Genomic DNA, 21,227 nt, shown 5'->3' on the forward strand with positions numbered 1-21,227 from the left:
CAAACTTTCATAGCAAAAAGCGCCGTCTTGCAGGCGCTTTTTTAGTTGTTTCAATCTATGCTTCTTTACCATGACAATTTTTATATTTTTTGCCGCTACCACAAGGACAAGGATCATTACGTCCAATATGTTGGTCTTTACGAACGGGTTGGCGTTTCGCTTCTGGTTTTCCTTCAGCAGGATTGATTGCTTCACCTTTAGCTACTTGTTCGCGCTCAAGGTTTTGGCGAATTTCTGCTTTCATGATATAACGAGCCACGTCTTCATCAATGGATGATACCATTGCTTCAAACATCTCGAAACCTTCTGATTGATACTCACGAAGCGGATCAATTTGACCATAAGCACGTAGATGAATACCATCACGTAAATGATCCATTGCATCAATATGATCAACCCATTTCGTATCAACAACACGAAGCAATACTACTTTTTCAAACTCATTAAATTCTTCAGGAGGCAACAATGTTTCTTTTTCATCATATGCCGCTTTTATCTTGTCCAAAATAAGGTTTTGAATATCTTCGCTTGTTCTGTTTTGTAAATCTTCTAGCGTAATTGTACCTTCTGGAAGTAAGTTAGCATCGACATAATCGATAATACCTTGTAAATTCCACGCTTCTTCTGGTTCATGGCTTGATGCATTACTAGAAACAATGAAATTCACTGTACGCTGAATCATTTGTTCAATGATTTCGCGAAGACTGTTTTCTGCATTAATTACTTCATAGCGTTGTTTATAAATAACTTCCCGTTGTTGGCGAAGTACATCATCATATTGTAAAACTTGTTTCCGTGAATCAAAGTTATTTCCTTCCACTCGTCTTTGAGCAGATTCAACGGCACGACTCACCATTTTACTTTGGATTGCATCTTCAGCCATACCAAAACGTTCCATCATGCTCTTCATGTTATCAGAGCCAAAACGGCGCATCAGTTCATCTTCCATAGAAAGATAGAATTGTGTTACACCTGGATCCCCTTGACGACCAGAACGACCACGTAATTGGTTATCAATACGACGTGATTCATGGCGCTCTGTACCAATTACAGCTAGACCACCAGCATCAATAGTACCTTCACCAAGTTTAATATCCGTACCACGACCAGCCATATTGGTTGCGATTGTTACTGCACCACGTTCACCAGCGTTTTTAATAATATCCGCTTCACGTTCATGTTGTTTGGCATTTAAGACATCGTGCTTAATTCCTTTGCGTTTTAATTTGCTCGAAATAAGCTCTGATGTTTCAATCGCAACAGTACCAACGAGAACAGGTTGTCCTTTTGCATGACGGTCAGCAATATCTTCTACTACTGCATTAAATTTCGCTTCAATCGTTGTAAAAATTAAATCTGGACGATCATCACGAATAATTACTTTGTTTGTTGGAATTTCAATAACACGCATATTATAAATATCGCGGAATTCTTCTTCTTCCGTTTTCGCAGTACCGGTCATACCAGCAAGTTTTTTGTACATACGGAAATAGTTTTGGAATGTAATAGTTGCCATTGTTTTAGATTCGTTTTGAATAGTAACGCCTTCTTTGGCTTCAAGTGCTTGGTGTAAGCCCTCACTGAAACGACGTCCTTTCATAATACGACCTGTAAATTGGTCAACAATGAGAACTTCATCATCTTGAACTACGTAATCTACATCTAAACTCATCGTGTAGTTTGCTTTAAGCGCTTGAGCAATATGATGTAAAATCACCGTATTTTCTAAATCAAAAAGGTTTTCTACATCAAAGTAGTTTTCCCCTTTTGTCATACCATCTTCGGTTAATTGGACAGATTTAGTTTTAATATCAACTGTATAATCTTCCTCTTCTGTCAAAGTTCGTACGAATGTATTAGCACGAACGTATAAGATAGTGGATTTTTCAGCTTCACCAGAAATGATTAAAGGTGTTCTAGCTTCATCGACCAAAATAGAATCGACTTCATCAATAACGGCAAACGCTAATGGACGTTGTACCATTTCTTCTTTGTAAACCACCATGTTGTCACGTAAGTAGTCAAATCCTAATTCATTATTTGTACTATACGTAATATCACATGCATAAGCTTCTCGTTTTTCTGTGCTAGATAAAGCATTTAAGTTAAGCCCTACAGAAAGACCTAGGAAATTATATAAAACACCCATTTCTTCTGCGTCACGGTGAGCCAAGTATTCATTGACCGTAACTACATGTACACCTTCACCAGAAAGCGCATTTAAATAAACTGGTAATGTCGCTGTTAATGTTTTACCTTCACCAGTTTTCATTTCTGCAATATTACCTTCGTGAAGAACGATACCACCCATTAATTGAACTTTAAATGGATACAGTCCTAGGGCACGCTTAGCACCTTCTCTGGCAACAGCAAAAGCTTCTACCAATAAGTCGTCTAGCGTTTCACCTTTTTGAACTCGTTCTTTAAACTCTACTGTTTTCTCGCGTAGAGCTTCATCTGAAAGAGCTGCAGTTTCGTCTGCTAAAGCAATAATTTCATCTGCTTTTCTCTCCAAATATTTAACATCTTTTTTTCCTGATTCAAAAATCTTCTTCAATAGTCCAGCCATTTAAATTCTCCTCTACTGTTTTCGCTGTCGTCGCGCAGTTTCATCTATGATAACTTTCAGGAATTATCTTCTCTTAAAATATACACACTAATTCTATCACTTATTAGATAAAATATACAACTGGTTATCTCTTTTTAACAAATAAAAATGCAAAAACGTCATAGATTCTTCATTCCTAATAAAAATGGGAGCCAAAATTTTGGCCCCCATGCTCATTATCTTTGTACTATTAATTAGTTTCAATTAATCCATATTTACCGTCTTTACGTGAATACACAATGTTAGTTCCATTCGTTTCAGCATCAGTATATACGTAGAAACTATGTCCTAGCAAGTTCATTTGTAAAACAGCTTCTTCACTGTCCATAGGTTTTAAAGAAAATTGTTTTGTTCTTACAATTTCAAGATCAAAATCTCCTTCATTTTCTTCTGGTGGTGTGCTGCCGTTAACATCCGAATATGCAAAATAATCTCTTTCTGCACCTTTATCACGGAATTTACGATTTACTTTTGTTTTATGTTTACGGATTTGACGCTCTAATTTATCCACAATCAAGTCGATGCTAGCATATAAATCTCCACTAGTTTCTTCTGCACGTAGCACAAGATTTGGGAGAGGAATGGTCACTTCAACCTTCGCATTTTTATCGGAATATACTTTTAAATTAACATGAACGTTAGCGTCTGGAGTTTCTGTAAAATATCGTTCTAGTTTATCGATTTTCTTTTCTACGTAATCTCGAATCGGTTCCGTTACTTCAATATTTTCACCACGAATGTTGTACTTAAGCATAGCAATTCCTCCTTTGAAATAAAACAAAATAACGATAAAGAAGAGTATTCTTCTTACCCTTAGTCTACGTGAAAACGATAGCTTTTGCAAACATTTGCACAAAGAGTAAAGAAGCGTTTATCTACTTATCTTTATTTAGTATTTTATTCCACTAAAAAGCCTTTCGCAAACCTCTTTTGGCGATAAATCTCAACTATCTAAATATGGTTAAAGAGGTTACCTTTTTCATGCCTGATTCTTTTAACGCTTGCGCCGCTAAGTTAAGAGTACTACCTGTAGTGTATATATCATCAAATAAAATTATTTCCTTTTCACTGCTTCCAATCTCTTCATCTACATAAAATATTTGCTCTGTTTCTAATCGTTCTCGCTTTGTTTTCTTAGATTGTTTTTCAGAGTGTTTTTTTGCTAAAATTTCCTCATAGTGAAGATTAGATTGTTTCAATATTGCTGTTGTTTGATTAAATCCTCGCTCTAATTTGCGGACTTCACTTACCGGGATTGGGACAATAGTCGTTTTGTTCGCGGCGAAGTATTTTTTTAGTTCCTTTTGAAAAATAGCTCCGATGATATAATCACCTTGAAACTTAAATTTTTTCATATATTCTTTGGCAAAATCATTATATTGGTACAAAGATCGATTACTATCTAGAAAAAACTCTCTACCTTGACAATCTTTACAAAATTCATCAGATGATTCCCTGCTACACATATTACAAAGCGGTCCAGTTAATTTTTCAAAGCCCGCTACACAATCGGAACAACATAAAACTTCCTCACTAAGAAACCAACTAAGTTCCCAACTAGCTGATTGTTTAACAGGTTGTAAACAAAGTAAACAGTTAATCATCTAATAATCCTTCTTTAAAACCTAATTGATTCATTTTTTTAATATGCGTAATAGCCCGATTCATTTCTGTAGTCTTTCCATAATGAAAAAAACAAACATCTCCAGTTGGATGAGTTAATTTCCTTCCCGCACGTCCAGCTATTTGCACTAATGCAGCTTCTGTAAAAATCCTCCCCTCACTTCCAAAAACAGCTACTTGAACATCTTTAAAAGTGACCCCTCTTTCTAATATAGTTGTCGTAAGTAGTAGCTTGATTTTGCCTTCACGTAGCCACTCAACTTTTTCTTTGCGTAACTGATCTGCCGAATGAACGGTCACTGGGCGAGTAAAATCATAATTTACGAGCGCTTCAGCAAATTGATTCATTGCTTCAATTTCTGGAAAGAAGATTAATGCTGGTTGATTTTTAAGTTCTGCTTTTTTTATCCAATTAATCAACTTAAGGGTTATTTTTCCTTGAGCTAAATTTTTCTTCCACGGACCAATCCAGCAAGTTCTAGGAACAGGTAGCTGCTTTCTATGGTAGCGGGCAGGGATTTTTACAAAGTTCCGTTTACCGGTCGCGCATTCTTGTTGCCACTTTTTCTCTGGAGTTGCTGTGATTATAATAGTTGAACCTACTTTAGTTCTAGCCTTTCTAACAGCGTATTCTAAAAAAGGATCTTTTGCATATGGAAAAGCATCTACTTCATCTATAAAAATAACTTGAAATGTATCATAAAAACGGATTAATTGATGTGTTGTGGCAACCACAAATTGCTCACCTTGGTATTTGTCTTTGGAATCTCCATACAAGCAAACTATATCTATCTCTTTGAAAACAGCTTGCAAACGCGGATATAATTCTAAACATACATCAACTCTAGGAGAAGCTATACAAATTCTAAAACCTTGCTTTAATGCTAAATCCATTCCTTCAAACATCATTTCTGTTTTACCAGACCCAGCGACTGCCCATAAAAGCATATCAACTCTCTGCTTAATACTTGAAACAACTGCACTTGAAGCCTTTTTTTGTCCTGGTGATAAAGTTCCTTCCCAGCCCAAACAAGATTCTATTCTTTCCGGCAGAATGTCTGCTTTTTGATAGTATAACTTCTGACAACTATTTACCCGCCCCATAACTATACAGTTTCTGCAGTACAAACAATCCTCCCTATCACAAGAAGCACATGTCATTTTGCCGAATAAAAATGGATTTGTATTTCCACAACGAAAACAACGATTAGCTGAAATAGCAAGAATTTCCTGTAGTCCCTCAACTGTTTCGACTTCCTTCTTTAGATATAACCTTCCAGGAAAAATATCCATCACTTTTCACCTCTCCTAAGTTATACACTTTTTTAGATTTCTTTGCAGAAGTTAATTTCTTATTTTCCAGCCTCAATTTGACCATAAAATACTATTTTCGCTAAAGGCAAAACAACCATTTTCAATAGGTGAAATTGGCGAAAATACAACTTTAGCCTAAATAAAAAAATCTCTAGCTAAAAAGCTAGAGATTCTATTATTTTATTGACCAGGTTAATCCCAGTGCGCCTTCACCTAAATGTGTGCCGATAACTGGGCCAAAATAGCTCAACTCGAACTCCACTTCTGGAAACTTGGATTCTAAATGTTTGCGCCATGTTTCTCCTTTTTCCGGATCATTTCCATGGATAACATAGGCTTTTTCTGCATTTTTATTTTTGATAGCTACTTCAAGAATATCTTCAATCCGTTTTAATGCCTTTTTTTGAGTTCTAACTTTTTCAAAAAGAACAATTTGCTTATCATTAAAATGAAGGATTGGTTTAATTTGAAGCAAACTGCCGACAAGCGCTTGTGCCCCGTTTAAGCGACCACCGCGTTGCAGGTTATTTAAATCATCTACCATAAAATATGCATCTTGCGCCTTTTTAATCTTATCTAATTCGGAAATAATTCGTTCTAAAGGTTCATTTGCTAAAGCCATTTCAGCCGCTTTAACAGCAAACATTCCTTGCGCCATACATGAGAGCTCAGAATCATAAGCAACTACATTCAAGCCATCAATTAGTTCACCTGCAGAAGCTGCGTTTTGGAAAGTCCCGCTGATGCCGCTGGATAGATGAATACTAATTACTGTATCAAAACCTTGTTCTTTTAGTTTCTCAAACAATTGAATAAATTCACCAGGGGCAGGTTGCGAAGAAGTTGGAAAATTTTCTGCTTCTTTTACTTTTTTGTAAAAATCAGCCGTAGAAAGTTCTTCTCCTTCACGATAAGATTTTCCATCAATTATTACGGAAAGTGGTACGACATTAATTCGTAGCTGCTCTTTCACTTCATCTGGCAAATAAGTGGTGCTGTCAGTAACCACTGCTATTTTTTCGTTCATATAGTCCCCCTGAAATTTCTTTAGCGAATATAAACCCAGCCGTGCTTAATTGCCGTTACCACCGCTTGAGTTCTATCATTCACTTTCATTTTTTGTAAAATACTGCTGACATGATTTTTCACTGTTTTTTCACTAATGAAAAGCGTTTCCCCAATTCCGCGGTTACTTTTTCCATCGGTAAGAAGCTGTAATACTTCACACTCTCTATGCGTTAAAATATGCAAAGGCATTTTCACTTCGGGTTGCTGGTAACCATAAACCCCTTGCGAAGTATTCGTGCTTGCTAAATGTCGATATTCGCGAATTAATTTAATCGCTACACGCGGATGAATATACGCGCCCCCATTATCTACTATTTTAACAGCTTCTACGAGTTCATGTGCATCCATTTCTTTTAATAAATAACCTACTGCTCCTGCTCTAAGTGCCTCTGTTACGTACTCATCTGTATCGTGAATAGTCAATACGATAACTTTGATACTAGGGAATTGACGTACTAACATTTCTGTTGCGTCTAACCCATTAACAGTTGGCATATTAATATCCATTAAAACGATGTCTGGTTTATATTCGCGAACTTTTGCTACGATATTCTTACCATTTTCAGCTTCCGCTACGACTTCAAAAGAATCTTCCAACTCTAAAATTCGCTTGATACCTTCGCGAAACAACTGATGATCATCTACAATCATGATTTTGAGTGCCATAATGACTACTCCTCCTTCACTTATCTAATTTCACCAAGCCACTTTGCAATCGAAAACATCATCCTTTTTAAGTAGCAAAACGCTTAACCTTATAATCCCTGCCATAAAATTGGCAAATAAACTTTTCTCTTTTAAGTACTATTTACTCAAACTAACCTATTTTCATTACAAACTGTAGCTCAATTATACAGCAAAGTTTTAGAAAATTACTTCTATATGCCTATAAAATGCAATCGAAAACCAGTCTAAAGTAATAGTAGTTTTTATTATAACACGAATTTGCCACCACTTCACCCGCTGCACTTAGAAAAATATCTATACAATCGCTTTGCTTTCGGATAAAATAAAAGCAGACTGAATGTATCAACTTATGGAGGTTCCTTATGTTGGATCATTATTTAACCATTCGTAGCGATGGAAAACATGAAATAATAATTGAAAAATCTCGCTTTATTTGCCATATTAAGCGAATAAAAACAGAATCCGAAGCACAGACATTCATACAAACAATCAAAAAAGAGCACCGTGATGCTACTCATAATTGCTCTGCCTATATTATAGGAGAAAATGACCAATTTCAAAAAGCACATGACGATGGTGAACCAAGTGGAACAGCAGGGGTTCCTATGTTAGAAGTTTTAAAAAAGAAAGCTTTAAAAAATGTTGTTGTGGTTGTTACTCGCTATTTCGGAGGAACTAAGCTCGGCGCAGGGGGCCTTGTCCGTGCATATGGTGGTGCTGTCAGTGAAGCAATCCAAACTATCGGTATAGTCGAATGCAAATTAGCTACTATTATTGAGTGCTCTTTTGCCTATCCACTTTTAGGCAAAATAGAGAATGCACTTGAGCAAAAAAATTATCAAATCGTTCATAAAGAATTCACAGAAAAAGTCGTACTTCAAGTATTTGTTGATAATGAGGATCTTTCAACTTTTTCCACTTGGATAACAGAGGTTTCAAATGGCCAAGTTACTTACAAAGAAGGCCCACAAAAATATAGAGAAAAGGATGTTACTTAGAATGTCCACAAACATATTTTTACATTTACCCACCACTATTTCTACGGAACGAACTATTTTGAGAAAAACTTCTTTTGCAGATGCAACTACCTTATTTGATATTTGGTCTGACAATGACGTTGCTCAGTTTATGAATATCGAAAAATTTTCTACCATCCTTCAAGCGGAGGAAATGATTCAAGCCATCGAAAACGAACCAAATGCTTGTAGGTATACAATTTTTACTATGGATAATTCTTTAAAAGCAATCGGCTCACTGGGCATAAACGATATTAACAAAAACAACCAAACAATTGAAATCGGTTATGAATTAGCCAAAAGTCATTGGCGGCAAGGGCTTATGTTCGAGATTTTAACAACCTTTTTAAATACAACTAAAACTCACCTCCCATACAAAACAATTACCGCCAAAGTACTCCCGGAAAATATTGCTTCCATAAAACTACTTACTAAGCTTGGTTTTGAGCTCGTTTCAACGGGGCAAGAACTAGATTTACACTCCGGCAAAATTTGTGAAATTAGTAATTACCAATTAATACTCGAGTAGACAAATATTACATTTTTGAAAGATATCATCTTTTTTGTATTTTTTTTCAATGAAATTCTGTATAATAACATCAAAGTTGAAAAATTAAAGAAACCGTAAATAACACGTAACATTCTTTAGTTCAACAAATGATACAATAAAACTTAGAAAAGTGACTATAAGGAGAATTAATATATGAGTAAAGGCACTGATGATAGCCGAAGAAGCAGCAAGAAATACAAGCGTAGAAGAAAAATTTTATTCTGGATTCTAATTCCTGTGATGTGTTTAGTACTTGCAGGTGTCGGATATGGCACTTACCTTTTTAGCAAGACGAAACTCGCAGCAGACAACTCTTTCGATAACGTGAGGAACGGGAAAGCTTCCACACTTCGAACAAATGATGTTGAACCTATAAAAGATAGTTTTTCTATTTTAATTATTGGCGTTGATACAAGTACTACAAGAGCATCTAACGGAAACCCTCGTAGTGACTCGCTTATCCTAGCTACATTTAATGTAAAGGATGCACGCGTAGAAATGACAAGTATTCCCCGCGACTCTTATGTACACATTGAAGATTCTGCAAAAGAGATTAATAAATACACGAAAATCAATGCAGCTCATGCATATGGTGGTCCAGAACTTACCATGAAAACAGTAGAAGAAGAATTCAAAATCCCAATCGACTACTATGTTCGATTTGACTTTGATGCTTTCCTCAAAATCATTGATGCATTAGATGGTATTGATGTAGACGTTCCAGTAAACTTTACTGAACAAGATTCAAAAGATAACCAAAACGCAATTACGCTTAAAAAAGGGCCGCAACATCTTAATGCTGAACAAGCCCTAGCCCTTGCACGTACAAGACATATTGATAGTGATATTGAACGTGGTAAACGACAACAACTTATTATTAAATCTATTGTTAGTGAAGCGACTTCTGTTTCTTCCGTTAGCAAATACTCTGATATTATTGAAGTAGTTGGCGACAACATGAAAACCAACCTAACTTTCAACCAAATGCTTTCAATCGCAAAATTTGGAATGTCTAATAAAATTGATATTAAATCACTCAACCTTAAAGGTGATAGCAATCCAATGAACGGCATTTATTATTACAAACTGAATGAATCCTCCGTTCAAAGTATCTCGAATGAATTTGCTAGTGAGTTAGGAATTAAACAACCATTCCCTGGCGCAGCAGCTTATTCAGATGAAAGTTCCACTGCATCAAACTAACAAAAAACCAACAACTAATAATTAGTTGTTGGTTTTTTTATTTGCGTTTTCGATGTATTTTTTGAAGTAAATTTAAGATTGGTCGATAATCTTCACCAATTAAACCGATAAATTCAACAATAATTTCAATACAAAAAATTAGTAATAAGAGTAATAGTAATGCTCCCCAAGTTGTAGAAAAAGAAAATACAAAACCAGTTATAGAGAATAGTAGTGCCATGCAGTAAATTAACAACACTGTTTGTTTTTCTGTAAAACCAAGAGCCATTAATCTATGATGGATGTGCGAGCGATCCGCAGACGATATAGGCATGCGCTCTTTCAACCTCCGTACGATAGCAAAAAATGTATCTGATAAAGGAACACCTAAAATAATAAGTGGCACTAACAAAGAAATAAAAGTTACGTTCTTAAAGCCCATAAGCGATAAAACAGCTATCATATAGCCTAAAAATAAAGCTCCGGTGTCTCCCATAAAAATACTTGCAGGCGGAAAGTTGTAAATTAAAAATGCAGCAACTGATGCGGCAAGAATAAGTGCGACTGGAGCAACAAATGCATCTTTAAGAAGTAGAGCCATACCTGCAATTGTCATTAAAGCAATAATAGAGATTCCACCAGCAAGACCATCTAACCCATCTATCAAATTAAGTGCATTGACTATGGCCACAATCCAAACAATAGATAATGGTATCGCAAAATATCCAAAGTTCAATTCCCCGTAGAAAGGAATATTAATAAAATTAATTGTTATTTCGCCCCAAACAGTGACACAAAGAGCAGCTAAAATCTGCCCTACCATTTTCCATTTAGGAGATAAATCAAATATATCATCAATAAACCCTGTTACAATAATAATTAGAGCTCCAAAATAAATTGGAACAAATCCTGATTTATCAATTGGTACTAACAACATCCCCACTGAAAAACTTATAAAAATAGCTAATCCACCTAGTGTGGCTGTTGTTTTTGTATGTTTATGTCTTTCACGCGGCGTGTCAACCGCATTGATTCTGAATGCAAACTTTCTAATTATTGGCACCATGATAATACCAACAGCAAAGCTAATCAATATACTCCATATTAGCAATATTTTTTCAGCTCCATCCTTTATTTAGCAAAATTTCTTCTGTTGATTTAGTGTATTTTTTTAATACTTTTAAATCTAGCGTTACACCAATGCCTTCGTTCGTTGGCACTTTGAGTCTACCTTGATTTAATTCAAAAGCAGGTGTTACAATATCCTCCGCAAAGAAACGATTCGAGGCAGATATATCCCCTGGAAAAACAAACTCGTCTCTCGCTGCTAGTGCAATGTTATGAGCTCTGCCGACACCAGCTTCAAGCATTCCCCCACACCAAACTAGTATTTCATTTAGCGCGCAGTACTCTGCTATTTTAAGGGCAGATGACATACCTCCAACACGTGCCAGCTTCAAATTAATAGCCCGACAACTACCAAGGCTATGCGCTTGCTCTACATCTTTTACGGATCTAATATTCTCATCCAAACAAATTCGCGTTTTTAATTGTTTTTGCAACAAAGCATGATCCACAAAATCTTTCGTTCCAAATGGCTGCTCAATCATTTCTAAATCATATTGATCTAGTTCTTTTAATAACAAGAAATCTTCTCTATTATACGCTGAATTCGCGTCTGCCATCAAGCTTAGTTTTGGAAAATTTTTACGAACAGCTTCAACAAATTGAATATCTTTGTTTGGTGCGATTTTTAGTTTCACTCGTTCATAGCCCTGATCGACGTATTGATTAACTAATTGAAGTAAAGTTTCCACATTCTGTTGTAAACCAATACTGACTCCAACTTTGATAGATTCTTTAGTAGCCCCAATCATTTTAGCTAACGATCTTTTTTCCATTTTAGCAAAAGTATCCCAAACAGCGAGTTCAACGGCCGCCTTTGCCATCTCATTACCTTGAATCCAACTGAATAACTCCTGAACTTCTTCAGGCTTACGAATCTTTCTTTGAGCGAGTAGAGGTAATAGCTGCTCCTTAATAATTAAAATAGCAGTACTAAGAGTCTCTTCAGTGTAATCTGGTAACGGAAATGCTTCTAATTCACCATATCCGCGGATTCCTTCTTCATTTATTAATTCAATAATATAAAAATCTTTGCTTTTCAATTCGCCATAACTTGTGTTAAATGGTGCCAAAAGCGGTAGTTCAGCATGAATTAATCTTGCTTTTTGAAAATACATTTTACTCACCCTTTTTCAAACGTTTACGCTCTTTTCGAATAACAAGCATAAACTGAGGTATTGCAAAAAAACGTCTCCATCTAGAAGGATTCGCTAGCAATCTGTACACCCATTCAAGTCTCAGCTTTATCCAAATTTTAGGCGCTCGCTTTACATTATCAGTTAATACATCAAAACTCCCACCAACACCAATAAAAATACCTTTGGAAAAATTAGCCATCTGAGATAAAATCCATTTTTCTTGAGCAGGTGAACCTAGAGCAACAAAAATAACATCCGGTTCAGCAGCGATTATTTCTTTAGCAATCGCCTCACTCTCAAGCGCATCAAAATAACCATGATGAACACCACAAACAATTGCTTGCGGGTATTTTTCGTTCACTTTACTCTCCACGCCTTGACTAACTTCTGGTTTCGCCCCTAAAAAATAACAACGTAGCGGCTTTTCTAATAAACCAATCATTGTATCATAACCAGTAACTCGTTCTTTTAGCGGATTCCCAAGTTTTTCAGAAGCCATGATAATACCAATACCATCCGGAACAATATAATCAGCTTGACGTAAAATTCCCTCAAACTCTTTATCAGTCCGAGCATGCATTACAATTTCAGGATTGGCAGTTACAACAAAACGTCTTTCCCCATTTTGAGCAACATTATGTAATTCCTCAATAAATTCAGCTTGGGTTGTATTATAAAAAGGTATATTTAAAATTGAAATTTCCTGCTTTTTCATTTGAATCTCCTAAAAAACTTTATTATGTATAAGTTTATCATAAAAAAGAGCCTCTTCCTATTTTTAATCAAAAAAAGCTGCAAATAGCATATGCCATTTGCAGCTTTTCGATATGGAGTAGATTAATCTAAAATTTGTACTTTAACTTGTTTTACACCCCAGTTATTAACTTCTTGTACTGAGTTTAAATGTACATCAATTTTATTACCTTTAATTGCGCCACCAGTATCGGCTGCAATTGCTTCTCCGTATCCTTCAACATACACTTTTGAACCTAGAGGAATAACAGACGGATCAACTGCAATAACACGTGAATTATCGTTTAAATCAATTCCTGTTGCTGTCATATGACTCATTCCAGGTTCAGCTTTACTATAAGCAGTTGCTGTAACTGTTAGCTCTTTTGAAACATTACCTTGAGCTGACGAAGAGTTATTTGACGATTCATTAGATGTTGTTGATTTTTGAGTTGTTTGTGTTGATTTTTCTTCTTTTGGTTGCTGTGCTGGTTGTTCTGTAGCATTACTTTCTGATTTGTTGCTTTCAGAAGGAGTGCTTTCACTAGCTTTAGCATTTTCACCTACAGACAATTTTTGACCAACTATGATTAAATCAGATGAAAGATTATTCCATTCCTTTAATTGGTTAACTGTCACACCGTTATCTAATGCAATATGTCCTAGTGTGTCACCAGCTACAACTGTATATTTCGTACCGTTACTAGTAGCAGCTTTTTTCTCGCCACTATTTACTTGTAACGTTTGGTTTGGAAAAATTAAGTTTGAGCTTAAGTTGTTATCTTCTTTCAATTGTTTTATAGAGATATTATTTTCATTTGAGATTTTCCAAAGTGAGTCACCGTCTTGAACTTTATACTCAGCCGCAAAAGCTTGAGTTGAACCAGATCCTGCAATAATTAAACCAGCCGCAATGGCTACTACTGTTTTCTTCATGTAATTAATTCCCTCCTTGATTACTTTCGAGAACAATCGTACCACATGAAACTTTAGACTTGGTTACTAAAAAATTAAGCATGTATGACAGGCGCCTGAATAGCCCCGAGAATCCTGCAATATTTGTAAATTACCATTATTGTCTGATTTTTATTGTTTACACCTTCAATTGGTTCTCAAATTCTTTCAACATAACTCGCCGTTATAGTTCACGCCTCTTTTATATCCCAATTAAATACTTCATAAAATAAACTATTTATATTTAAAAGATAGAATTGGAAAATTTTTCCATTACAAATAACTCCTAAAATCAACGCTTTTAATCGCTATTTCAACCAAATTTTTATAAATTATAAGTTAAATCTAGCTTTTTATAACAAAGTATTACATCATTCATCTTCTTCATGAGAGATATTAACTACATTTTCGCCTTTACCTCTACTTGATAGATACCTAATTTGGTGAACTAACACCTCAGTAATATAGACTTTCTGTTCCTCTTTATTCAAATATTGTCTAGATTGTAGTTCTCCGATTACACCTACTAATTGTCCTTTACTACAAAATTCAGCAGTTGCTTCTGCTCGCTTTCCCCAAATAACGCATTGAATAAAATCTGCATCATTGTCGACTCTCTTATTCTTTCCAAAACGATTTAAAGCTATTGTCAAATTCAAAACAGCCCTATCTTCTGTGGTCCATTTCAGTTCTGGCTCTTTTGTTAAACGTCCTACTAAAGTTACTTGATTAATCATATAATCGCCTCTTTCTTTTGGTGTAAAGCGATTATATTTGATAAAAATTTCTTTGTAAAATAGGTAAAGTTCCATTTTCATGGGGGTTAAAGAAACAAAAAAACCGTTTTCTGTTAGAAGAAAATAATACTTTTCTAGAGGAGGAATGCATGCAAAACACTATTTTACTAAATTGCAACTTTTTTTAGCACATGCTATTCTGAGAACATCAAAAAAGCACCAAAATCCATTTTGGACTTCAGTGCTCATTATTTCTATTGTGGTAAATCTGATAAAGCGAACATAATTTCCGCTTCACAAACCAAATCGCCTTCTACTGTAGCCTTAACTTTGGCCTTGGCAATAGCGCCTCTCATTCGAGTGATTTCTGCTTCAAGTAAGAGTTGATCACCTGGCACAACTTGACGTTTAAAGCGACATCCATCAATTCCCGCAAACAAACCAATTTTGCCTTTATTAGCTTCACTTTGCATCATTGCAATCCCACTTGTTTGAGCAAGTGCTTCTACAATTAGGACACCCGGCATTACCGGATACTCCGGAAAATGGCCATTAAAGAATTCTTCATTAGCTGTTACATTCTTTATAGCAGTTACTTTTTTTCCTTCTTCAACAGAAATAACTCTATCCACTAATAAAAATGGATAACGATGAGGTAAAATTTCTTTGATTTTCTTAATATCTAACATATAAATCCCCCAAATTCAAATTTAGATACGACCACGTCTTTTATTTGTTAGTGATTCAAGCAAAATGCCAGTACCGAGAGCTACAACATCTAAAGGATTTTCAGTAATTAGAACCGGAACTTTTAATTGTTCAGACATTAATTCGTCTAAACCATGTAATAATGAACCGCCACCAGTCATAATAATTCCTCTATCAATAATATCTGCTGAAAGTTCTGGAGGTGTTTGCTCTAAAACTTGTCGAGCTGCTAAAACCATTAAGTTCAATGAATCATGAATAGCTTCTTCTACTTCAGAACTAGTAATGGAGATAGTCTTAGGTAAGCCACTTACTAAGTCTCTACCGCGAATCTCCATAGTTTCTTCTTTAGTACCTCGGGAAGCAGTTCCAATAGTTACTTTAATATTTTCAGCAGTTCTTTCACCAATAAGTACGTTATACTTTCTTTTAACATAATTTAAGATATCAGCGTCCCATTTATTGCCGGCCACTTTTACGGATTGGCTTGTTACGATGTCGCCCATAGATAATACGGCTACATCCGCAGTTCCACCACCGATGTCAATAATCATATTACCAGAAGGCTCAAAGATTTCCATGCCAGCACCAATAGCTGCAACTTTAGGTTCTTCTTCTAGGAACACTTGTTTCCCACCACTTTTTTCAGCAACTTCTCTAATTGCTTTTTGCTCAACAGAAGTAATATTCGTTGGGCAACAAATTAAAATGCGAGGACGCGAAAAAAAGGTTTTCAGGTTCAACTTTTGTATAAAGAAACGTAGCATTTCTTGAACAATATCAAAATCAGCAATAACCCCATCTTTCATAGGTTTGATTGCTGTAATATCCCCTGGAGTTCTACCAACCATATCTCTAGCTTCTGTTCCAACTGCTAGAACTTGTCCAGTCTTATTGTTTATAGCGACAACTGAAGGTTCATTAACAACGATTCCTCTTCCTTTAACATGAATTAATACATTAGCTGTACCTAAATCGATACCAACATCTTTTGCCATTTACATTTTAACTCCTTTCGTGGTGTACACCTAATTTTACATCTCATTCTGAATTATAGCATAATTTACGTTATGCTGAAATGTATATTTCATGACAACGTGGTTTTTTTCACGATAATAAAAAAAACCGTACCAAAAGATACGGTTTTAACAAATTTAATTTTAGAATAGAGAAGCTAAATTCGTTACATCGATTTTAGAATCATCTACACGTTCTACATCTGCACCAAGCGCTTGAAGTTTTCCGTGGAAATTATTATAGCCACGGTCTAAGTATTTAAGTTCCGTTACTTGTGTATAACCATCCGCAACAAGACCTGCAAGAATAAGTGCTGCTGCTGCACGTAAATCAGTCGCCGCAACTTCAGCTCCTTGTAGTTTTGCTGGACCGGAAATAATAACAGAATGTCCTTCAATTTTCATATCTGCATTCATTCGACGCATTTCTTCAACGTGCATGAAGCGATTTTCAAAAACAGTTTCTGTCATAATGCTTGTGCCTTCACTTAGCATTTGAATAACCATCATTTGTGATTGCATATCAGTTGGGAAACCAGGATGTGGCATTGTTTTAACATCCACTGCTTTCAATTTATCTGGTCCAATGACACGAATGCCATTTTCTTCTTCAATAATTTGAACGCCCATTTCCTCTAATTTAGCGATTAATGAACTAATATGTTCAGGAACTGCATCTTCAATTAAAACATTTCCTCCTGTAATCGCTGCAGCAATCATAAACGTACCAGCTTCAATACGGTCAGGAATAATAGAATGTTCAGTAGCAGTTAATTCTTTAACTCCTTCAATTCTAATTACTTCAGTTCCTGCTCCAATAACTCTGGCACCCATTTGGTTAAGGAAATTCGCTAAATCTACAATTTCAGGTTCGCGAGCAACATTCTCAATCACTGTTGTTCCTTCAGCTAATGTAGCAGCCATCATAATATTTTGAGTTGCTCCAACACTTGGGAAATCTAAGTATACTTTAGCTCCTACTAATTTTTCAGCAGTAGCTTCAATATAACCATTTTCGATTTTTACAATTGCGCCCATTGCTTCAAAGCCTTTTAAATGTAAATCAACTGGTCTTGAGCCGATTGCACATCCACCTGGCAAAGCTACACGAGCTGAACCAGTACGAGCTAATAGTGGCCCCATGACAACAATAGAAGCACGCATTTTTCGAACATACTCAAAAGGTGCATCAGAAGTGATTTCTCCTGTTGCATCAACTGTTACTTCATCATTTACAAAAGAAACATCAGCATTTAAATATTTAAGTACCTCATTAATTGTGAATACATCAGACAAATTTGGGACATTTTTTAATACGCTAGTACCTTTACTCGCAAGTAATGTAGCAGCTATTACCGGTAATACAGCATTTTTGGCACCTTCCATTTTTACAGAACCATTTAACTGTTTTCCACCGCGTACAATAATTTTTTCCAAAAAGAACCCCTCCGCGTTACTAATAACTAAATCATTTATCGAATTTTATTAATCAAAATTTAAAATTAAAACATATCTTAGTAATTCTACCACTTATCACCCTAAAATATCAACTGATTTTAACCTAATATTAAACTTGTTATAAGCTTATATTAAATTTTTACTACAATAGTACTTTTTCTAACCAAAAAAATTAATTAACTGCTTAGATGCCACTAAGTAGTCTAAGAAAAAGTTACTTAATGTATAACCGAGCACAATCGAAATAATCACAAATAGTAGTCTAGCTTGCGTTACATGATTTTTCTTAATGAATTTTTCGTAGTTGATTGCTTGCAAGGACCAAAAAGTAATAACGATAAATAGTAAATGTGAAATGATGATGACATATGGTGATTCCATAATAATATTATACATGTGTTCGCTCCTCATTTTTTGCTACTACTCATTTTAACAAATACAGGGAGGAAAAAACAGTTAATGCACTTATGGTTATATAAAAAAACTTCCTGGCTAAAAACCAGGAAGCTAAATTATTATTAATTGTGTTCTTTCGCGTGAATTCGGTTGATAGCTCTTTGTAGTGCTAGTTGAGCCATTACTTCATCCACTTTTTGTTCTTTTGCTCGGCTAAGTTCTTCTTCTGCACGTTGTTTTGCTTTTTCAGCGCGATCAATATCAATATCTTGTTCGCGTTCAGCAGTATCCGCGAGAATGTTAACTTCTTCACCGTTTACTTCCATAAAGCCACCATTTACAGCGACCCATTCCTCACCAGACTCAACTTTTAAACGAACGATGTCGATTTTAAGTGGAGCAACTAGTGGAACATGGCCAGGTAAAATACCGAGTTCACCTGCTTTTGTTCTAGCAATAACCATTTGAGCAACGCCTTCATAAACAGGGCCGTCTGGAGTAACAATACTAACATTTAATGAACCCATACGTATTTCCTCCTGTTTTTATCAGACTTCAACGCCCATATCTTTTGCTTTTTCAAGAACATCCTCAATGCGTCCAACTGAACGGAATGCATCTTCAGGAATATGGTCGTATTTTCCGGCTAATAAGTCTTTGAATCCTTTAACTGTTTCTTTAACAGGGACATAAGAACCTTTTTGGCCTGTAAATTGTTCTGCAACGTGGAAATTTTGAGATAAGAAGAATTGTACACGACGCGCACGAGAAACAGATTGTTTATCTTCATCAGATAACTCATCCATACCAAGGATAGCGATAATGTCTTGAAGTTCTTTATATCTTTGTAGTAAACGTTGTACTTCCGTTGCTACTTCATAGTGTTCTTCACCTACGATATCAGGAGAAAGAGCACGGGATGTAGAAGCAAGTGGATCTACCGCTGGATAAATACCTTGTTCCGTTAATTTACGTTCCAAGTTAGTTGTTGCATCTAAATGGGCGAAAGTTGTAGCCGGAGCCGGGTCAGTATAGTCATCGGCTGGCACATAAATCGCTTGGATAGAAGTAACGGATCCAACGTTAGTAGAAGTAATACGTTCTTGTAATTGACCCATTTCAGTAGCTAGGGTTGGTTGGTAACCTACCGCAGATGGCATACGACCTAGTAAAGCCGAAACCTCTGAACCAGCTTGTGTGAAACGGAAAATGTTATCAATGAATAAAAGTACGTCTTGATGTTCTTCATCACGGAAATACTCAGCAATTGTTAAACCAGTTAAGGCTACACGCATACGCGCACCTGGTGGCTCGTTCATTTGACCGAATACCATCGCTGTTTTTTCAATAACGCCAGAATCTTTCATTTCAAAGTAAAGGTCGTTCCCTTCACGAGTACGTTCTCCAACGCCTGCGAACACTGAAATACCACCGTGTTCTTGTGCGATATTATGGATAAGCTCTTGAATTAGAACGGTTTTACCTACACCGGCACCACCGAACAGTCCGATTTTACCACCTTTTAAGTATGGAGCAAGCAAGTCAACAACTTTAATTCCTGTTTCAAGAATTTCTGTTGTTGTTGCTAATTGATCGAAAGTTGGAGCTTCACGGTGAATTTTATTACGTTTAATATCGCTTGGAAGTGGTTCGTCCAAATCGATGGTGTTTCCTAATACATTAAATACACGACCAAGAGTTACTGTACCAACTGGAACGGTAATTGGGCTCCCAGTATCAATAACTTCCATACCTCTTTGAACACCATCTGTTGATGCCATTGCGATTGTACGCACAACGTCATCACCTAATTGGATGGCTACTTCTAAAGTAAGTTGGCTAGTTGGTGCTTCTTCTGCATCAGATTTATATTCAATAACTAGGGCGTTGTAGATTTCAGGTAAGTTTCCACCTTCAAATTTAACGTCTACAACTGGACCCATAACTTGGATTACTTGTCCTTTAGACATGCAATTATTCCTCCTCACTTACCTTCCCATTTATTGGGACGTTACAAGAAACGCCGACTTCTATTCTAGTGCGGCTGCTCCTCCGACGATTTCGGTAATTTCTTGCGTGATCGCAGCTTGGCGAGCACGGTTATATTGTAGTGATAAGTCACTGATTAAATCGGATGCATTATCTGTCGCGCTTCTCATGGCAGTCATACGAGCAGCATGTTCAGCGGCTTTGGCATCCAGAAGTGCTCCGAAAATTAGGCTTTCCACATATTGCGGTAATAATACTTCCAGGATTTCTTGTTCGGAAGGCTCAAATTCGTAAGTAGTTAAATCTACATCCGTTTCTTTACCTTTTTCGTGAAATTCCGTCAGTGGTAGTAGTTGCTCTTTTCTCAGTTCACTAGAAATAGAATTGATATGGTGATTATAATAAATGAAAACCTCGTCATAAACACCATCTTCAAACATTTGAACTGTGTTACTAGCAATATCTTTAATTTCCGCAAATATCGGGTGATCTGTAATACCTTGTACTTCTAAAACCACGTTCATTTGGCGCGCTTTGAAGAAGTCACGAGCAGATCTACCTACAGTGATTATTGCATATTCATCACTTGACGTATGCTTTTTATTAATTTCTTGAAATACTTCTTTAATTACAGAACTGTTGTAAGAACCTGCAAGTCCAGTATCAGAAGTAAGTACGATATAACCAGTACGGTGAACAGGTCTAGATACAAGCATTGGATGGTCGCTGCTGTTACCAGTGCTAGCAACATGTGTTACTACGTCTTTAATTTTAGAAACGTAAGGCTCATATGAACGAGCATTTGATTCTGCACGACCTAGTTTTGCTGCTGATACCATTTGCATCGCTTTTGTAATTTGACTTGTTTTACGCGTAGAAGTTATTCGTTGTTTAATATCGATTAAAGATGCCAAAGATTTTCACC

At 36.0% G+C, this 21,227-nt stretch carries 21 protein-coding genes; 3 read left to right on the plus strand and 18 right to left on the minus strand.

Going from position 1 to position 21,227, the window contains the following annotated elements; genetic code table 11:
* Positions 1 to 55 precede the first annotated feature (55 nt).
* The 6 genes from secA to degU form a co-directional block, all read right to left on the minus strand.
* Positions 56 to 2,569 carry a preprotein translocase subunit SecA gene (gene secA, locus AC4PG8_RS12840; protein WP_003772328.1) on the minus strand — a complete coding sequence of 838 codons (2,514 nt, stop codon included), beginning with the start codon at positions 2,567 to 2,569 and terminating at the stop codon, positions 56 to 58.
* A gap of 229 nt (positions 2,570 to 2,798) precedes the next feature.
* Positions 2,799 to 3,362 carry a ribosome hibernation-promoting factor, HPF/YfiA family gene (gene hpf, locus AC4PG8_RS12845; protein ID WP_003722643.1) on the minus strand — a complete coding sequence of 188 codons (564 nt, stop codon included), beginning with the start codon at positions 3,360 to 3,362 and terminating at the stop codon, positions 2,799 to 2,801.
* Positions 3,363 to 3,555: 193 nt separating this feature from the next.
* Positions 3,556 to 4,212, minus strand: coding sequence for a ComF family protein (locus AC4PG8_RS12850; protein ID WP_492170421.1), 657 nt, complete (start codon positions 4,210 to 4,212; stop codon positions 3,556 to 3,558).
* The gene (locus AC4PG8_RS12855; RefSeq protein ID WP_492170438.1) at positions 4,205 to 5,524 is read right to left on the minus strand and encodes an ATP-dependent helicase ComFA; all 1,320 of its coding nucleotides are present in this window, start codon (positions 5,522 to 5,524) and stop codon (positions 4,205 to 4,207) included. Before AC4PG8_RS12855 ends, AC4PG8_RS12850 begins: the two co-directional genes overlap by 8 nt.
* Before the next feature lie 196 nt (positions 5,525 to 5,720).
* On the minus strand, positions 5,721 to 6,572 hold the full coding sequence (locus AC4PG8_RS12860; RefSeq protein WP_003763963.1) for a DegV family protein: 852 nt from the start codon (positions 6,570 to 6,572) through the stop codon (positions 5,721 to 5,723).
* A 20-nt stretch (positions 6,573 to 6,592) separates the two neighbouring features.
* Entirely contained in the window at positions 6,593 to 7,279 is a 687-nt protein-coding gene (gene degU / locus AC4PG8_RS12865) for a two-component system response regulator DegU (RefSeq protein ID WP_003722647.1), read from the minus strand.
* 383 nt (positions 7,280 to 7,662) lie between these two features.
* On the opposite strand from degU, the gene AC4PG8_RS12870 reads away from it, so the two are divergent.
* The 3 genes from AC4PG8_RS12870 to AC4PG8_RS12880 all read left to right on the plus strand — a co-directional run bounded on the left by AC4PG8_RS12870 (position 7,663) and on the right by AC4PG8_RS12880 (position 10,069).
* On the plus strand, positions 7,663 to 8,298 hold the full coding sequence (locus AC4PG8_RS12870) for a YigZ family protein (RefSeq protein WP_003772318.1): 636 nt from the start codon (positions 7,663 to 7,665) through the stop codon (positions 8,296 to 8,298).
* 1 nt (position 8,299) lies between these two features.
* On the plus strand, positions 8,300 to 8,845 hold the full coding sequence (locus AC4PG8_RS12875; RefSeq protein ID WP_181469979.1) for a GNAT family N-acetyltransferase: 546 nt from the start codon (positions 8,300 to 8,302) through the stop codon (positions 8,843 to 8,845).
* Positions 8,846 to 9,019: 174 nt separating this feature from the next.
* Positions 9,020 to 10,069 carry an LCP family protein gene (locus AC4PG8_RS12880; protein ID WP_010991322.1) on the plus strand — a complete coding sequence of 350 codons (1,050 nt, stop codon included), beginning with the start codon at positions 9,020 to 9,022 and terminating at the stop codon, positions 10,067 to 10,069.
* A gap of 37 nt (positions 10,070 to 10,106) precedes the next feature.
* On the opposite strand, the gene AC4PG8_RS12885 is transcribed toward AC4PG8_RS12880, so the two are convergent.
* The 12 genes from AC4PG8_RS12885 to AC4PG8_RS12940 all read right to left on the minus strand — a co-directional run bounded on the left by AC4PG8_RS12885 (position 10,107) and on the right by AC4PG8_RS12940 (position 21,216).
* A complete protein-coding gene (locus AC4PG8_RS12885) occupies positions 10,107 to 11,159 on the minus strand; it encodes a glycosyltransferase family 4 protein (protein WP_492170422.1) in 1,053 nt (350 codons plus the stop codon).
* A 7-nt stretch (positions 11,160 to 11,166) separates the two neighbouring features.
* Positions 11,167 to 12,291 (minus strand): o-succinylbenzoate synthase, encoded by a 1,125-nt coding sequence (menC, locus tag AC4PG8_RS12890; protein ID WP_492170423.1) that lies wholly within the window; start codon positions 12,289 to 12,291, stop codon positions 11,167 to 11,169.
* Position 12,292: 1 nt separating this feature from the next.
* Positions 12,293 to 13,027 (minus strand): WecB/TagA/CpsF family glycosyltransferase, encoded by a 735-nt coding sequence (locus AC4PG8_RS12895; protein WP_003772308.1) that lies wholly within the window; start codon positions 13,025 to 13,027, stop codon positions 12,293 to 12,295.
* A gap of 122 nt (positions 13,028 to 13,149) precedes the next feature.
* A complete protein-coding gene (locus AC4PG8_RS12900) occupies positions 13,150 to 13,980 on the minus strand; it encodes a LysM peptidoglycan-binding and 3D domain-containing protein (RefSeq protein ID WP_045552591.1) in 831 nt (276 codons plus the stop codon).
* A gap of 389 nt (positions 13,981 to 14,369) precedes the next feature.
* Complete coding sequence (locus AC4PG8_RS12905; protein WP_003763975.1) at positions 14,370 to 14,735, minus strand: single-stranded DNA-binding protein; 366 nt, start codon at positions 14,733 to 14,735, stop codon at positions 14,370 to 14,372.
* A gap of 254 nt (positions 14,736 to 14,989) precedes the next feature.
* A complete protein-coding gene (fabZ, locus tag AC4PG8_RS12910; protein WP_003763977.1) occupies positions 14,990 to 15,424 on the minus strand; it encodes a 3-hydroxyacyl-ACP dehydratase FabZ in 435 nt (144 codons plus the stop codon).
* 21 nt (positions 15,425 to 15,445) lie between these two features.
* On the minus strand, positions 15,446 to 16,441 hold the full coding sequence (gene mreB, locus AC4PG8_RS12915) for a rod shape-determining protein MreB (protein ID WP_185541142.1): 996 nt from the start codon (positions 16,439 to 16,441) through the stop codon (positions 15,446 to 15,448).
* Positions 16,442 to 16,603: 162 nt separating this feature from the next.
* Positions 16,604 to 17,896 (minus strand): UDP-N-acetylglucosamine 1-carboxyvinyltransferase, encoded by a 1,293-nt coding sequence (gene murA, locus AC4PG8_RS12920; protein ID WP_003772302.1) that lies wholly within the window; start codon positions 17,894 to 17,896, stop codon positions 16,604 to 16,606.
* 180 nt (positions 17,897 to 18,076) lie between these two features.
* On the minus strand, positions 18,077 to 18,313 hold the full coding sequence (locus AC4PG8_RS12925) for a DUF1146 family protein (RefSeq protein ID WP_185541140.1): 237 nt from the start codon (positions 18,311 to 18,313) through the stop codon (positions 18,077 to 18,079).
* Between the two features lie 122 nt (positions 18,314 to 18,435).
* Positions 18,436 to 18,840, minus strand: coding sequence for a F0F1 ATP synthase subunit epsilon (locus tag AC4PG8_RS12930; protein ID WP_003723461.1), 405 nt, complete (start codon positions 18,838 to 18,840; stop codon positions 18,436 to 18,438).
* A 21-nt stretch (positions 18,841 to 18,861) separates the two neighbouring features.
* The gene (gene atpD, locus AC4PG8_RS12935) at positions 18,862 to 20,283 is read right to left on the minus strand and encodes a F0F1 ATP synthase subunit beta (protein WP_003772293.1); all 1,422 of its coding nucleotides are present in this window, start codon (positions 20,281 to 20,283) and stop codon (positions 18,862 to 18,864) included.
* A gap of 60 nt (positions 20,284 to 20,343) precedes the next feature.
* Entirely contained in the window at positions 20,344 to 21,216 is an 873-nt protein-coding gene (locus AC4PG8_RS12940; protein ID WP_003723463.1) for a F0F1 ATP synthase subunit gamma, read from the minus strand.
* Positions 21,217 to 21,227 lie beyond the last annotated feature (11 nt).

The sequence above is a fragment of the Listeria sp. MAN/IMW/UF555 genome, from assembly GCF_058684075.1.